The sequence below is a fragment of the Mycobacterium sp. genome (assembly GCF_032159565.1).
Lineage (GTDB): Bacteria > Actinomycetota > Actinomycetes > Mycobacteriales > Mycobacteriaceae > Mycobacterium.
In genome coordinates, this window is sequence record NZ_JAVHWR010000211.1 from 37727 (window position 1) to 54462 (window position 16736).

Sequence of the window (16736 nt, forward strand, 5' to 3'; positions counted from 1 at the left end):
GGCTAAGCGTCTTGACGGACGAACTGGCCGTGCAGATACTGCTCAACACACGCCGCCCGCCTGATTTTCCCGCTAGTAGTGATCGGAATCGAACCGGGCGCCACGAGCACCAGATCTGCGACGCCGAGCCCGTGCGAGTTCGAGATAGCGGAGGTGACATCGCGCCTGACGGCAGCGAACTTCTGCTTCACTGCCTCGTCTGAATCGCCTCGCTTCTTGGATTCGATGATGACGACGAGCTGCTCGATGCCCTCGTCCGGAACCGCCACCGCCGCGACCCGACTCCCGGTTATCTCCTGGATCGTCGCCTCGATGTCATCGGGAGAATGGTTGCGGCCGTAAACGATCAGAAGATCCTTGATACGGCCGACGATGAACAGCGCTCCTTGGGAGATGAAGCCCCTGTCCCCTGTCCTCAGCCACGGCCCCTCAGGGGCGCCGGCCGAAGGCGCGAAAAGCGTGCCGCCGAATGTGCGTTCGGTCTCTTCTGGTTTCTGCCAGTAACCGATAGCGACGTTGTCACCGTGCACCCAAATCTCGCCGGCCACACCCTCCGCGCACTCGGTCCGGGTGTCAGGATCGACGATCCGCACGATGGGCGAATCTTGAAGGGGGTAACTGATCAACGGTGTGCCGCTTCCGCTTGCACACCGCTGCGCCTCGCCGGCGGCAAGTTTGTCGGCATCGAAATCGACGATCTCCGGCGACTGACCCGCCCTGCTGGTCGCCACCCACACCGTTGCTTCGGCAAGCCCATAGGACGGCCGGACCACGGTCTCACGAAGGTTGAAACGGGCGAACCGCTCAGCAAAGCGGGTGAGCGTTGCGGGGTGTACCCGTTCGCTACCGCTCAATATGGTCTGCACGCCGCCGAGATCACGTCCGGCCATGTCGTCGTCTGACGTTTTACGTGTCGCGAGTTCGAACGCGAAGTTCGGCGCCGCCGAGAATGCGGATGAATTGGTTGCCAACAACTCCATCCACCGCGCTGGGCGCTGGAGGAACGACACGGGGCTGGTCAGCACAGCGCTGAACCCTCCCAGAATGGGAGCACAAACTCCCAGCACCAAACCCATATCGTGATAGAGCGGTAGCCACGACACGAGGGTGCTGTCCAAAGGCGCAATGCCTCCAGTGTGTGGAAAATAGCCGGACATCAATTGCTCGAAATTAGCCTGGAGGTTCGCGTAAGAAATCATTACGCCGGCCGGCTGGCGGGTCGATCCAGACGTGTATTGCAAATACGCGAAGAATCCGCAATCATCAGTGTCGACGTCGGATCTTATCGCCGCGTCCTGATCCAGCAAATCAAGCTCGATGATTGACGGAGCAGCCTTTCCCGGTTCCTGCGCGATATGCGACGCGACTGCGTTCACCGCCCCGGATGTGGTGATGACAGCCGCTGGCGACGCATCCCGCAGCACCGAAGCGACACGCTCATCACTGACGCCACCCAGGGGCACCGAAAGCGGGACCGCGACGAGCCCGGCATGTAGTACGCCCAGATAGGCAACGACATAGTCCAAGCCCTGCGGTGCCAATATCACAGCTCGGTCGCCGTTGGATGCAGTCGACCTGAGTTCTCGAGCAACGTTGAGCGCTCGGCGATTCAACTGAAACCAGTTCAGGCTTTCGGGAACGCCCGCCCAGTCCTGCTCGTAGTCGATGAACGTGAAGGCGATGTCGTCGGGCTGGAGGCTGGCGCGCTCGCGCAGCAGGTTTGGAAGTGATGTTTCGACCACCGGGTGAGGTTACCTTCATCGGCTCGAGGCATACCGGCGATCCGGCTCCATCGACACAGGAGCAAAGTAACGATTCGATAACAGACCACCGATTAGCATATGGTTTCGCCGTTGAAATCGAATTCCGCTGTCGCCCCGTAACCCAGATCACGGCGCAGGAAAGCCCTGATACGGTGGGCATCGAATAGCAGCGACGTGAATGCCTCGGGGCGGGGCAAGGCGCCATGGCGTGAGTTAGCAACGGATAAGCCAATCCGGCCGTTGCTGTGAGGAGACGGAATGGGTTCATTCGGGCCAACCGATGCTGGTATTGATCGCTCAGCCTCGACGAAGTCTTCGCCCATTATGAACACCGAATCCGTCACTCCGGTTGCTGTAATCGGCATGGCCTGTCGACTTCCCGGCGGAATCAACTCCTCAGCACAGCTCTGGGACGCGTTACTTCGCGGTGACGACTTGGTCACCGAAGTGCCGTCGGATCGTTGGGACGCCGACGAATATTACGATCCGCAGCCGGGGGTGCCCGGACGGTCGGTGTCGAAGTGGGGTGCGTTCCTCGATGACGTTTCCGGTTTCGACGCCGAATTCTTCGGACTAAGCGACCCCGAGGCAGCCGCCCTTGATCCGCAGCACCGTTTGTTGTTGGAGAACTCGTGGGAAGCGATGGAGCACGCGGGTCTGACCCCTGAACAGCTGCGCGACTCGCTCACCGGTGTGTTCGTGGGCCTCACACAATCCGACTATCAATTGAAGACGGTCGACTCGCCTGCAATGGAAGGCCCGTACGGGTTTCAGGGAAACGCATTCAGCATGGCGTCTGGGCGGATCGCTCATCTTCTGGGGCTCCGCGGTCCTGCGCTGACGCTGGACACGTCAGGTTCCTCGGGGCTGCTCGCCGTTCATCTGGCCTGTCGCAGCCTGAACGACGGCGAAAGCGATCTGGCGTTCGCAGGCGGCGCCTTCGTGATGCTGGAGCCACGAAAGTTCCTCGCAGGGACGGCGATGGGGGATCTTTCTCCCACCGGCCGCTGTCGCGCCTTTGACATAGCGGCAGACGGTTATGTGTATGGCGAGGGTAGTGCGGTGGTGTTGCTCAAGCGCTTGCCCGATGCGCTGAACGATGGTGACAGGATCTTGGCTGTTGTCCGGAGCACGGCGGCCAACCACGACGGCGGCACCCCCGACCTCTCGACGCCGTCGCTGACGTCCCGGACGGCGGTCTATCAGGCAGCGTTGGATATCGCAGCGGTCGACGCCCACAGCGTCGGGATGATCGAGACGCACGGCACGGGCACCCCCGAAGGTGACTTCGTCGAATATGCCAGCCTGGCAGAGGTTTACGGCGTCGACAGCCCTTGCGCCCTAGCCTCGATGAAGACAAATTTCGGCCATACCCAGTCGGCCTCCGGAACCCTCGGGCTGATGAAAGCGGTGCTCGCTCTGCAGCATGGCCTTATCCCTCCGAACCTGTTCTTCACCCGGCTCCCCGAAGCGCTCGCCCGCACTGACACCAAACTGTCTGTGCCACAGGAGATCACAAAGTGGCCGACGAACGGCCGGCATCCGCGCCGAGCAGCCGTGTCGTCATTCGGGCTATCGGGAACCAATGCACACGCAATCTTGGAACAAGCTCCGGACAGCCCCTCCACCGAAGGCCGTCACGACAGCGGAACGGAGGCGACGGCGCTGCTGTTCCCGCTGTCGTCCACCTCGGGGAGAGAACTGCGACGCACTGCAGGTATGTTGGCCGACTGGTTGCAGTCACATGATGAAGTGGCGTTGCCCGATCTCGCGTACACCTTGGCGCGTCGACGCGCGCACCGCCCGGTACGCACTGCCGTCGTCGCCGATGGCCGAGCGGATCTCGCTGCAGCTCTACGCACGGTCGCCGGCGGCGACTTCGCATATCGGCCGGCTATCGGGCAAGATGACCGAGGACCGGTGTGGGTCTTCTCCGACAGAGGCTCGCAGTGGGCGGCAACGGGTGCGTTGCTTCTTACGACCGAACCGGAGTTCGCCGCCACTGTCGCCCGAATCGAGCCGACGATCGCCCGCGAGTGCGGATTCTCGGTGACCGACGCCATATCGGCAGCGCAAATGATCACCGGTGTTGACCGGATTCAACCGATGCTGTTCACCGTGCAGGTCGCGCTGGCCGCGACCCTCGCCGCATACGGTGTCCACCCAGGCGCGGTCGTCGGCCATTCGCTGGGCGAGACCGCCGCGGCGGTGGTTTCTAAAGCGCTGTCGCTGGAAGACGGCTTGCGCGTCGTCTGCAGCCGCTCGCAGCTGATGTCCCGCGTCAGCGGCGACGGCGCAATGGCATCGGTGAAACTACCTGCAAAGCAGGTTCTTTCGGAATTGACGATGCGCCGCGAAAAGGACGTCGCGGTGGCAATTGTGGCCGCCCCGCAGACCACGGTTATCAGTGGCGCCGTTCAGAAAGTACACGAGCTACTCACGGCCTGGCAGCAGCGTGATGTGATGGCCGACGACATCGCCGGCGACGTCGCGGTGCATTCGCCGCAAGTTGATCCGATTCTCGAGGAGTTCGGCGAAGCTCTCGCAGGGCTCACCCCAAAGCCGCCAGAGATCCCCTTCTACTCGGCAACTCAGTTCGACCCGCGCGAAGAACCGGTTTGCGACAGCAGATATTGGGTGGACAACCTGCGCCGCACGTCGCGATTCACCGCAGCGGTCCGAGCTGCTCTGGAGGACGGCTACCAAGTTTTCGCAGAACTCGCCTCTGAGCCGCTGTTGACCGATGCTCTCGAGCAGACCGCGCATAGTCTGGACTTGTCGCTGGCGGCCCTTGCCGGCCCACTGGAAGACCAACAGGTGCACGGCTTTGTGGCAGATCTGTACAGTGCCGGCGCCGCAGTGGACTTTTCCGCGCTTTACCCGAGAGGGCGACTGGTGGACGCCCCGCTACCGACCTGGACGCATCGGCGGCTGTGGTTGAACAGCGAGGGTGAAGTAGCGCCGGCGAGCGGGGGGAGCACCGTTTCGGTGCACCCATTGTTGGGCCAGCACGTGCGATTACACGAAGTACCCGAACGCCACGTTTGGCAAGCCGAGATCGGCGCCGGCACCCAACCATGGCTGGCCGACCACCGGACCGGCGAAGCGGCAGCGCTCCCCGTCGCGGCCTACTGCGAGATGGCATTGGCTGCCGCATTTGCCGTGCTGGGCGAGGGGGCCGAGGTCCGTGACATCCGCTTCCCGCGAGCACTGTCGTTGGACGAGCAGACGACGGTCAGCACCTCGGCGACGGTAACATCGCCTCGCGTCGTCGATTTCGTCGTCGAATCAATCGACGGAGACCAGCAAGTGTGTCACGCCTCCGCGATCCTCTGTGCGCCAGTGGATGAACAGCCACCCGCCAAGGACATATCTTCGCTGCTTGCCGAGCACCCGAATCGCAAAAACGACGCCATGCGCAGCGGCGAGGGTGAGACGCTGCTCGCCGAGATAGCACTTCCGCGCCAAATGCGTTCGCAACAAGCTGCTTACGGTGTGCATCCAGCTCTGCTGGATGCCTGTTTCCAGTCGGTGATGGCGCATCACGACGCTCAACCACCGAGCGGGCCCGTACTGGCACTCCCCGTGGGTATCAGTCGCGTTCGCGCCTACGGCGATCTTCGCAGCGCGCGCTACTGCTATACGCGGGTGACCAAAGCCGACATCGCGGGGGTTGAGGCCAACCTGGAGGTACTCGACGAGGACGGAACGATCCTGCTTGCCGTGGAGTGTCTGCAATTGGGCAGCGGTGAATCTGAAGAGGAACGCAAAGAACGGGTGATGGGCGAGCGACTGCTGACCATCGAGTGGTCCGAAGACCAATTACCTGAACTGCCGCTCGCCGTCGGCGGGAACTGGCTGCTGATCACCACTGAAGCCGCCGATATGATGGCCGCCGAGTTGACCGACGGGTTGAAAACGCTCGGCGCGCGGACCACCACGATGTGCTGGCCGCCGCACGCCGAGGTCACCGCATGCGCAGCAGAGCTTGGCGGTCATCTGCGTGCGGGCGGATTCGACGGGGTCGTGGTCTTGGCAGGACCGAGAAGCGGGCATGCCGGCGGCCAGTTCACGCCGCTGGGACGCGACTACGTACAGAATCTGGTACTCATCACCCGCGCACTGTCGGACATTCCCGCTGGGACGCCCCACCTGTACGTGGTGACGCGCAACGCCCAGACCGTGGTGGCGGGTGACGTGACCAATTTGGAACACGCAGGGCTGCGCGGGCTACTCCGGGCCTTCGGCACCGAGCATCCGCACCTGCGTCCGGTCCAGATCGATGTGGACGACGCGACCGATGTCGCGAAACTCGCGTCGCAATTACTCAGTGGGTCTGAGGAAGACGAAACTGCGTGGCGAAACAACCAGTGGTACACCGCACGACTGTCCGCCGCGCCATTGCGCGCGGATGAGCGCAGAGCCACCGTCGCCGATCACCAGCGCGATGGAATGCGTCTGCAGATACGCACTCCTGGGGATTTAGATTCTCTGGAACTCGTAGCGTGCGAACGGATTTCCCCTGGGCAGGGACAGATCGAAGTCGCCGTCACGGCGTCCAGCATCAACTTCCCGGATGTAGTCCTCGCAATGGGGCGATCGCCTGCCGTGGACGGATATTTGCCACAGCTGGGCACAGATTTTGCGGGCGTGGTGACAGCTGTCGGTCCCGGAGTGGTCGATCACCGCGTCGGCGATTATGTGGGCGGCGTCGCAAACGGTTGTTGGCGGACATTCGTCACCTGCGATGCAGACCTTGCCGTCCCACTGCCCGACGGACTATCCGCTGGTCAGGCGGCCGCAGTCACGACGGCGCACGCCACCGCCCTATACGGCCTCCACTACCTGGCCAACGTATCGTCCGGCGACAAGGTGCTGATCCACTCCGGGACGGGAGGCGTGGGGCAGGCGGCGGTCGCCGTCGCGTGTGCCGCGGGCGCCGAGGTTTTCGCTACCGCGGACAGCCCGCAGCATCGACAGATGTTGCACGACACGGGCGCAGAGCACGTATACGACTCGCACGATGTCGGTTTCGCCGAGGCAATCCGCCCCGACACCTCCGGCCGCGGCGTCGACGTCGTGCTCAACTCGATGAGCGGTGCAACCCGACGTGCCGGCATCGAGTTGTTGGCCATCGGTGGACGCTTCGTCGAAATCGGTAGACATGACATCTACGACGACGCGCGACTGGAGCCGGCATCGCTCCGTCGCAATCGCAGTTTCCACGGACTCGACCTGGCTCTGATGTCTGAGACTCACCCGCGTCGCCTTCGCGATGTTCTGCAGACGATTTACCGATCGGTGGCACAAGGCGAATTGCCAACACCAGAAATTACGCCCTATCCGATCGCCGACGCGACATCCGCAATCCGGCTGATGAGCGACGCCCAGCACACCGGCAAATTGGTGCTCGACATCGCGCGCGACGGACAAAGCAACGTGGTGCTGCCACCGGCACAGGTTCAAGTTTTTCGTCGTGACGGCGCCTATATCGTCACCAACGGAGTGAACGGCCTCGGTCTTTTACTGGCCGAGAAGATGGCGAGTGCCGGCTGCGGTCGAATTGTGTTGTGCGCGCAGTCACGGCCGACGCCGAACGCGTTGCAGGCCCTCGAACGCGTCCGCGCTATGGGCGCTGACGTGGAAGTGGAGTACGGCGAAATCGCCGAGGCCGATACGGCACGGCGGTTGGTCGCAACGGCGACTGCTACCGGACTTCCGGTCCGAGGCGCGCTGCATCTGCCGGCGACGACCGCGGCAACCCGCGGACTGGACACGAGCGACACCTTCGATGAAACGGAGTGGGCAGCGAGGGTCCATGGCGCCTGGAACGTGCACACCGCTACCACCGGTCAGCCGTTGGACTGGTTCTGCACCTTCACCTCGGCGGCCGAATTGGTCGGTTCCCCTGGGCAAAGTGCGTATGGCGCGGCAGCCGACAGCTGGCTAAATGCATTCTGTTCGTGGCGCCGGAGCCAGAACCAACCGGCTATCGCGATCGCCTGGGGCAGTTGGAATATCGGGCGCGCGGCAAGCGCGGACGCCGCTGTCGACCCTGACGAGGGTCTTTATGCGCTGGAAATGCTGTTGCGGTACGACCGCGGCTTCACCGGCTATGCACCGCTGGCGGGCACACCATGGATGGCGAGCTTGGCGCGACGCACCCCCTTCGCCTCGGCGTTCCGCTCCAGGGAACAAGCCACAGCGCGCGGCCGCAACCTGCGGGCCGAGCTTCGCAACCTGCCGCCTGCTGAGTGGCCCACGAAGTTGAGACGTCTTATCTCAGAACAAGTAAGCCTCGTTCTACGTCGCACGATTGATCCCGACCGACCGCTGGCCGAGTACGGCGTCGACTCGTTGGCCGCCCTGGAACTCCTCACGCGCGTCGAGAGCGAAACGGGAGTACGCCTCACTCCAAGCGACATCGCGTCGACGTCCATCCGCGACCTGGCGGTGTTGCTGTGCGGGAGGCTGGAGCCAGTCGAAGCCCGCACGGAGCGGGCTTCGACTTAGCTCATGTCAGCCGGACCGGTCAGTACTGGTTGCAGGTCACGAAGGCCTGCTCAATCGACGGAAGGTACGGGTCGATACCCGGCGTGCTCACCAGTTGTTGAGCCATCTGGCGTCGCGCAGTAGGCCCCGACACGACGAACTGCTGCAAACCGAGTTGCAGCGCCGGATTGTCGTTGAAGACCGCGGCGGCCTCCGGACCCTGCTCGTTGAGCGCCGAGACCAATTGCGGGTAACTGCATGTCGAATTGACGGCCGGTCCTAAATCCGGACTCGCGGACGCCAATCCTGCTCCGGCAACCAAAGACACTGCGAGACCACTTAGCGTAACGGCCAATTTTGCGGGCGACAGCTTAACCATGAATGGATTCCTCCCCAATTCGTTGCACCACTTTAGACGTCCAACTGGAAGCTCGTATCGAGAATTCCTAACAAAGCCTGAGCTACCTCCATCCCGCCAGTCTTAAACTTTGACGTGATGTATCCCCTCTATCGGCGGGCCTTTCGGCAATGTTACGCCGCGCCTATCGATAATGGATTCGGCTCGAAAACCCAGCACTCCGACTAGACGGAAGACTTCGGAATCGGAGCTGTCACGGGGTCGTCATCATTGCGCCGCTCTTCGCCCAGCAGGTAATGCCGCGCCGCCCAACGGGGGCCCAGCGGCTCGAGAAGGGCGCTGGCCGGGCGCGGGCGGACTCGTTGCGGCCACCAGAACCAGCGGCCGAGCAACGCCGCGATCGACGGCGTCATGAAGGATCGCACGACCAAAGTATCGAATAAGAGGCCAAGCCCGATAGTTGTTCCGATCTGGCCGATGATCAACAAATCGCTGACAGCCATGGAGGCCATGGTCAGCGCGAACACCAAGCCTGCCGTTGTGACGACCTTGCCAGTGCCACCCATTGCTCGGATAATGCCGGTATTGATACCGGCGCCGATTTCCTCTTTCATCCTCGAGACGAGCAACAGGTTGTAATCGGATCCAACCGCCAAGAGGATGATCACCGACATTGCGAGGACCATCCAGTGCAGATTAATCCCGAGAATGTACTGCCAGAGCAGCACCGAGACGCCGAACGATGCCCCCAATGACAGTGCAACAGTCCCCACGATCACCAACGAGGCAATGAAGCTGCGAGTGATGATGAGCATGATGATGAAGACCAGGCAGAGTGCGGCAACTCCTGCGATCCACAAATCGTAGATGGAGCCGTCATGCCAATCCTTCGCCGTAGACGCCGCTCCGGCCATTGAAACCGTCGCGCCTACCAGGGGTGTCCCTTTAAGTGCCTCCTGGGCCGCCGTCTTTATTTGATCGATGCGCGCGATACCTTCGGGGGTGGCGGGCGCTCCGCGATGAGAAATGATGAACCGGGCCGCCTTGCCGTCGGGCGACAGGAAAGAATCCATCGCCCGCTTGAAATCCTCATTTTGGAAAGTTTCCGGCGGCAAAAAGAAGGAGTCGTCATTTCGGCTGTCGTCGAACGCTTGACCCATCGCGGAGACGTTCTGGCTCGTTTCGTTCATCGTGTCGATGAAGCCCGACATGGTGCTGTGCATGGTCAGAATCATTGTTCGCAAATTCTGCAGGCTGTTGATCAGCGGCGGGAACTGTGCGGTCAGCTGCGGCATGATCACGTCGATCTGATCGAGGTTGACGAGAAGTGTTTGGAACTTGTCGCTGATCAGGTCAACACCGTCGAGCGCATCGAAGATGGCTCTGAGCGAATGACATAACGGGATACCGTAGCAATGCGGTTCCCAATAGAAGTAATTGCGAATGGGCCGGAACCAGTCATCGAAGTCGGCGACTTCGTCTCGCAACTCATCAATAGTTGTTTTCAGATCATGCGTCTGCTCGACCATACGATGAGTTAGGTCATTCATCGTCTGCAGGATGCGATATTGGTCCTGCATGATCCCGATCATTTTCGACATATTGTCGGCCTGCTTGAGCAGATCGGCCATCCGCGCTTCTTGAAACTTCATCGTCTGTACCTGGTTGGCGCTCTGCAGGCTGAGGAGAAACGGAATGGAGGTATGACCGATCGGCGTTCCCTCAGGTCTCGTGATGCCCTGCACCCGAGAGATTCCTTTAACTTGGAATACCGCTTTCGCCAGCTTGTTGAGCACCAGGAAATCGGCTGGGTTACGCATGTCGCGGTCAGCTTCGACCAGGAGAATGTCCGGCATCAGCCGCGCCTGAGAGAAGTGCCGCTCGGCCGCCGAATAACCCAAATTCGCTGGAATGTCATCGGGTATGTACAGGCGATCGTTATAGCTGGTGGTGTAACCCGGCAATGTCGCTAGGCCAACCAAGGCGAGCACGAGCGAGGCAACCAGAATCGGTGCGGGCCAACGGACGATCGCCGTGCCGATCCCGCGCCACCTGTGAGCCCGCATACTACGTTTGGGTTCTAGAAGCCCAAATCGACTCGCTAAGTGGACTCCTGCCGGAACCAGCGTGACTGCGACCGCAACCGACACAAGCATGCCGATCGAGCACGGGAGCGCCATGCTGTGGAAGTACGGGAGGCGCGCAAAGCTCAGACAGAAGATCGCGCCGGCGATGGTCAAGCCGGACGCCAACACGACCGGAGCGACCCCTCGATACATGTTGTAGTAGGCCGTTTCCCGATCCTGCCCCGCCTGGCGAGCCTCTTGATAACGACCGAAGAAGAAAATGCCGTAATCGGTTCCGGCCGCAATGCTGAGGAAAACCAGCATGTTGACAGCAAATGTCGACAGCACCAGGACATCGGTGTGCCCGAGAAAGGCCACCACGCCTCGGGCGGCTGCTAATTCGACGCCCACCATCACCAGCAGGACGATCACTGTCATGATCGATCGGTATACGAGGAGCAATACCGTGAAGATGATGACAACGGTCACCGCCGTAATCTTCAGGACCGACTTATTTCCGCTGTGTTGCATGTCCGACGCAAGGGGTGCGGCGCCGGTGACATAAGCCTTGACGCCGGCCGGCGGCGGCGTTCGATCGACGATGTTCCGGACAGCCGCGACTGATTGGTCCCCTGCGGCAGTACCTTGATCGCCGACCAGATTCACTTGAACATATGTGGCCTTGCCGTCCGGGCTTTGCACGCTCGACGACGTGAGGCGATCCCCCCACATGTCCTGCACATGCTCTACGTGCTGGGAATCGTTGCGGAGGTCACGAACCAAACCGGCGTAGTACTTCTGCGCGTCCTCGCCGAGCGGCTGCTGCCCCTCCAGCACTATCATCGCGGAACTGTCCGAGTTGGATTCCTTGAACACCTGACCGAGGCGGCTCATCGCCTGTACTGACGGGGCGTCCTTGGGCATCAGGGAAACGGAGTGTTTCTCTGCGACGTGCTCCAGCGAGGGTATTGCCGAAGCCCAACTCCAGTTGACCGATGACAGCGTGGAAACAACGATCAACACCAGCCAGGCGAGAATTATCAGCAGCGATAAACTGCGTATTGTCCGCGCCACGAAAGGGTGTCGAGGGTGATCTGAGCTCATGCGGCCTGCTAGTCCCTCAGCAACAAGGAACGCACGAGCGGACGCGGCCCTGTCGACCGCAGCAGAGAGCTGGCTGGGCGTGGGCGCACGTGCTGCGGCCACCAGAACCAACGGCCCAACAATGCAGCGATCGCGGGTGTCATCAGGGCGCGCACGATCAAGGTGTCGAAAAGCAGGCCCAAACCGATGGTGGCGCCGAGTTGACCAAGACTGAGCAGGTCGCTGACCAACATCGAGGCCATCGTCGCCGCGAATACCAGACCCGCGGTGGTGACGACCCTACCGGTGCCGCCCATTGCTCGAATGATGCCCGTCTTGATACCGGCGCCTATTTCCTCTTTCATCCGCGAGACCAGGAGCAGGTTGTAGTCCGACCCGACCGCCAGCAGGATCATGACCGACATCGCCAGCACCATCCAGTGGATTTGTATGCCCAGAAGGTGTTGCCACACGAGAACCGACAGCCCGAATGACGCCCCGAGCGATAGCGCCACGGTGCCGACGATAACTAGGGCGGCGATGAAGCTTCGTGTCATGATCAGCATGACGATGAAGATGAGACACAGCGCGGAGATGCCCGCGATGAGAAGGTCGTAGGTCGATCCGTCTATCAAGTCTTTCACCGTCGCTGCACTGCCCGCGACGTAGATTCTGCTGTTTTCCAGCGGAGTGCCCTTGAGCGCTTCCTCGGTCGCATCTTTTATTGGATCGACCCGCGAGACGCCCTCAGGCGACACCGGATCGCCCCTCTGCGAGATCAACATGCGCGCGGCTTTGCCGTCCGGTGAAAGGAAGATTTTCAGGACGCGCTTGAAGTCTTCGTTGTCGAAGATCTCCGGTGGCAGGTAGAAGGATTCGTCATTGTTGGAAGCGTCGAACGCCTTCCCCATGGCCATCGCGTTATCGCTGGAATCCTCCATCGCGTTGATGGTTCCGGACATGGTGCTGTGCATCGTCAGCATCATCGTGCGGGTGCTCTCCATGGTCGCGATCATCTGCGGGAACTGCACGAGGATCTGCGGCAGGAGCGCATCCAGTTGATCGAGGTTTTTGATGAGCTCGGCCATTTTCGCGGTGAGTTCATCAACGCCGTCAAGCGCGTCGAGTAGCGCCCTGATCGAATGGCAGATGGGGATGTCGTAGCAGTGCGGCTCCCAGTAGAGGTAGTTGATGAGCGGACGCCAGAAGTCCTGGAAGTCCGCGAGATTATCTCTCAGCTGGTTGGTGACGTCCTGTAACTCGTGGGTGCTCAGCACCATGCGATGAGTCGTGTCGACCATCTGTTGCATCAAGCCGTACATGCGCTGCATGATGCCGATCGTTGTCGTCAGCTCATCGGCCTGCTTGAGCATGTCCTCCATTCGATCCTTCTGGAACGGCAGACCCAAAAGCTGTCCGGCGTTCTGTGAACTGATCATGAATGGGATCGTCGTATGTGCGATCTGGGTTCCCTGCGGACGAGTGATCGATTGCACGCTGGCGATGCCGGGAACAGCGAAGATCGCCTTGGCAAGTTTGTTCAACACCAAGAGATCGGCAGAATTGCGCATGTCGTGGTCGGACTCGATCATCAGCAGATCGGGCGCGGCCATTCGCGATTCTGGGAAATGCCGCGCCGCCGCCGTATAGCCCATATTGGCGGGGATATCTTGAGGAAGCGTCTTCTGGTCGTTGTAACTGGGGTTGTATCCCGGAAGCGTCAACAGTCCGATCAAGGAAAGGGCGATCGTGGCGATGAGTATCGGCGCGGGCCACCGGACAATCGCCGTGCCCAGGCGTCGCCACCCACGAGTGTGGATCTGACGTTTGGGGTCGAACAGGCCGAAACGGCTGCCGATAGCCACGATGGCCGGTAGCAGCGTCAGGGCCACCGCGACTGCAACCAGAATGCCCAATGCGCCTGGGACACCCAAGGGCTGGAAGAAGGGCAATCGCGTGAAAGTCATGCAGAAGATGGCGCCGGCGATGGTGACACCGGAGGCCAACACCACTTTCGCCACTCCGCGAAAGGTGGTGTAGTAAGCCGTTTCGCGGTCCTCGCCGGCCGCCCTCGCCTCTTTGTACCGCCCGAAGAAGAACACGCCGTAATCTGTTCCGGCCGCGATCCCGATTGAGACCAAGAGGTTCACAACGAAGGTAGTCAGGCCAACGACGCCGTGGAGGCCCAAGAATGCAATGATCCCCCGGGCCACTTGCAGTTCTATTCCGACCGTCAGCAAGATGACGATCGTGGTCACGACCGAACGAAAGGCCAGTAGCAGCATCACGAAAATCACCGTGAGGCTGACAACCGTGATCAAGATGACTGTTCGGTTGCCGCTTTCCCCCATGTCGGCGACGATGGGCGCAGGGCCGGTGACGTAGGCCTTGACCCCTGCAGGCGCAGGAGTGCGACCAATGACATCCTGTACGGCTTTTACTGATTCATTTCCCAACGCCTGGCCGGCTTCACCGACTAGGTCTACTTGAACATAAGTTGCTTTTCCGTCGGCGCTCTCCGCGGCGCCGGCGGTCAGTGGATCTCCCCAGAAATCCTGGATGTGTTGCACGTGCGCTGTATCTGCCCGTAGCTGGCGGATCACGTCGTCGTAGTACCTGTGAGCATCGTCTCCAAGCGGCTGCTCTCCCTCCAACACAATGACCGCCATTGCGCTGGAGGAGGTTTCATTGAAGGCTTTCCCGATTTGCTGGGCCGCCCTGAACGATGGGGCATCCGGGGCCGACAGCGCTACCGCTTTCTCTCGTTCGACCTGCTCCAAGGGCGGAACGGCGATGGTCAATACGACCGTGATCGCCACCCAACCCAGAATGATGAGGATCGAGAGACGATGGACCGCTCGAGCTATCCTCGGTCGCTCAACGCGCTGTTCGAGCATGGCCTGATCGGTCATGCGGCCTTCAGCAGACAGGACGTGAACGCGTTCGTCTGATTCGAAATCTTCTCGGCTTTGACCTCGTCGTCCACCAAGATGCGGCACCCGATGCTGTCGCTATCGCCTTGAGCCAAGATGCTTCCCGCTCCCGAGGCCTCAGAAAGTTCGAACCTCACTGTCCAAGGCAGGCTCGCGCCCTTGACGAATGTCGGTTCGGAATTTTCGTCGAAGTAGCTGATGTTGGCGACCGTGCCTGTCGGCCCGAACACTTCGTATGTCAGGTGCTTGGGATTGAAGGGCTTCGAGTCATTGACCTTGGTGTCGGCATAGGAGGGACGCTTGTCAGAGCCGAAGATGCCATGCAACCGCGACACAGTGAATGCCCCGGCGGCAACGACGACGAGCACCAGGAGCGGAATCCACAACCGTCTCAGAAGACTGAAAATTGTAGATCTCCTCCCCCTGCGTCCACGCCCGGCGACATGCTATCCGCTCGAACAAGCCCACCGCACACCGACCATTACATGCCGAACTGCGAGTGACTTCGACGTGGCGGAGCCTCGACGAGTGCAACCTGAGCCTCGAGTAAACCATGGCATCGGTCTCCATTCTCGGGTCGTTCCCAACGTGATACGTGAATGCAATGCATATCGCTTGCTGAGAGTGGCTTGTAGGCATTTTCTATTACTTAGAAAACCGACGAGTTGTGCGGCTACGCGTGGCGATAGAGCACCTCGTAGTGGCTAGAGGACGGCTGATAAAGCTGCCCTGAGCAGGGTCGATACGTGTACATTAGGCATAAGGCGTCAGAAATTCTTAACGTTCGGATTCGATGAACGCACTTTCCTTCGACCGGCCCTCAGGCCATAGTCTCCTTTGCCATGAGTAATTACCAAAGGTAATTAAATTGTCCGACGGAGTCGGCTAGAACTCGCCGCTTTGCTGGGAGGTGACCTACGTGCTCAAATTCCAAGTCAGGCGCGATTTCGGCTCCACCGAGACGGTCGCTCAAACTCAGAAACTGTGCGCAAAGAAGTCAAGGAGCGTCGAATTAACAACGTCGGGCCGTTCAAGAAATCCAAGATGGCCGGCGTCGGCAATCTCCACATACCGACCGTTTGGAAGCGCATCTGCCACCTCCGCTCCGAGGTGCGGAGGCGTCACGACGTCATCGGCGAATCCGATCACCAACACGGGTGAGGTGATCGCCCGGTAGAACGGCAGTCGGTCGTGCTGCGGCGAGACGTCGAACTGGGCGCGGATTCCAGGAGTCGACGTCGTCGGCCACATCGTGAAGGTGTCGATCCAGTCCCCAACGGCGGCATCGTCATTCAACGTCTTCGGCGAAAATGCCTCGAGCAGGCGAAGTTTGGCGTCATAGCTGGCAGGCAGCCGAACACCAGCGTTGGCAAAATCCCTCTCGGCCGTCTGAAAGAAAGCGCGTGTGCGGTCGTGGCGTCCGCGTGTGGCCATCAACGCTGCGTGGCTGACCATCTCGGGACGAGCCAGCATCAACTCTTGCGCGATGTATGAACCCATCGAGGTGGCAACGAGTCGAACAGGTGCGATATCGAGTTTCTCGATGAGGCTCTCGGTGTCAGCCACCAACGTTGCCGTCGTGAAACCGTCCTCGTGGGCCGTTGCGCCGACTCCGCGATTGTCGAACGTGACGGCGCGGTAGCCGGCCGCAAGGAACGCAGGGACCTGATGCAGCTGCCAGGTGCGTCCGACGACGCCATGGCCGGCGATGAACAGCACGGGCGGACCGTGGCCGCGGTCATCGAAGGCCAATTGCCCCACGTGGGAACCGTACTACGGCGCTGCGGGGAGACACGAAGGCTTCCAGTCCAGACCTACAGCCGCGGAAGGAGGCGTCCGCTTCAAGTTCGCTGGTCCGTCATGCACCGGCGCTGGAGTCACTCGACTGATTCAGCTTCGCCTCGATCGCGTGCTCGACACGGATACAGTGCCCTTCGTGGGCTTGGTCATTCCGGAGAACGAGTAGCTGTCGCCATCGGGATCTGAGGCGCTCACCCAGCCCTTGATGGGCCCGTTGCTCGCCGCGGGCGCACCGACCTCG

General features: G+C 60.9%; 7 protein-coding genes. 1 reads left to right on the top strand and 6 read right to left on the bottom strand.

Going from position 1 to position 16736, the window contains the following annotated elements:
- Positions 1 to 2 precede the first annotated feature (2 nt).
- Complete coding sequence (locus QOC76_RS28760; protein WP_526362961.1) at positions 3 to 1742, bottom strand: fatty-acid--AMP ligase; 1740 nt, start codon at positions 1740 to 1742, stop codon at positions 3 to 5.
- 279 nt (positions 1743 to 2021) lie between these two features.
- On the opposite strand from QOC76_RS28760, the gene pks2 reads away from it, so the two are divergent.
- Entirely contained in the window at positions 2022 to 8276 is a 6255-nt protein-coding gene (gene pks2, locus QOC76_RS28765) for a sulfolipid-1 biosynthesis phthioceranic/hydroxyphthioceranic acid synthase (RefSeq protein ID WP_526362963.1), read from the top strand.
- Between the two features lie 19 nt (positions 8277 to 8295).
- Here pks2 and QOC76_RS28770 read toward each other — a convergent pair whose 3' ends face one another.
- From QOC76_RS28770 to QOC76_RS28790, 5 genes are all read right to left on the bottom strand, one after another.
- A complete protein-coding gene (locus QOC76_RS28770; RefSeq protein ID WP_526362965.1) occupies positions 8296 to 8583 on the bottom strand; it encodes a hemophore-related protein in 288 nt (95 codons plus the stop codon).
- Between the two features lie 254 nt (positions 8584 to 8837).
- Positions 8838 to 11783 carry an MMPL/RND family transporter gene (locus QOC76_RS28775; RefSeq protein WP_526362967.1) on the bottom strand — a complete coding sequence of 982 codons (2946 nt, stop codon included), beginning with the start codon at positions 11781 to 11783 and terminating at the stop codon, positions 8838 to 8840.
- Between the two features lie 8 nt (positions 11784 to 11791).
- A complete protein-coding gene (locus QOC76_RS28780; protein ID WP_526362977.1) occupies positions 11792 to 14659 on the bottom strand; it encodes an MMPL/RND family transporter in 2868 nt (955 codons plus the stop codon).
- Between the two features lie 11 nt (positions 14660 to 14670).
- Positions 14671 to 15090 (bottom strand): MmpS family transport accessory protein, encoded by a 420-nt coding sequence (locus QOC76_RS28785; protein WP_526362979.1) that lies wholly within the window; start codon positions 15088 to 15090, stop codon positions 14671 to 14673.
- A 580-nt stretch (positions 15091 to 15670) separates the two neighbouring features.
- Complete coding sequence (locus QOC76_RS28790; RefSeq protein WP_526362969.1) at positions 15671 to 16456, bottom strand: alpha/beta fold hydrolase; 786 nt, start codon at positions 16454 to 16456, stop codon at positions 15671 to 15673.
- Between the last annotated feature and the right edge of the window lie 280 nt (positions 16457 to 16736).

What these genes read in the sequence shown, in the direction of transcription:
- QOC76_RS28780 (WP_526362977.1), bottom strand. Translation starts at nt 14,659, where the DNA reads ATGCTCGAACAGCGCGTTGAGCGACCGAGGATAGCTCGAGCGGTCCAT.
- QOC76_RS28775 (WP_526362967.1), bottom strand. Translation starts at nt 11,783, where the DNA reads ATGAGCTCAGATCACCCTCGACACCCTTTCGTGGCGCGGACAATACGC.
- pks2 (WP_526362963.1), top strand. Translation starts at nt 2,022, where the DNA reads ATGGGTTCATTCGGGCCAACCGATGCTGGTATTGATCGCTCAGCCTCG.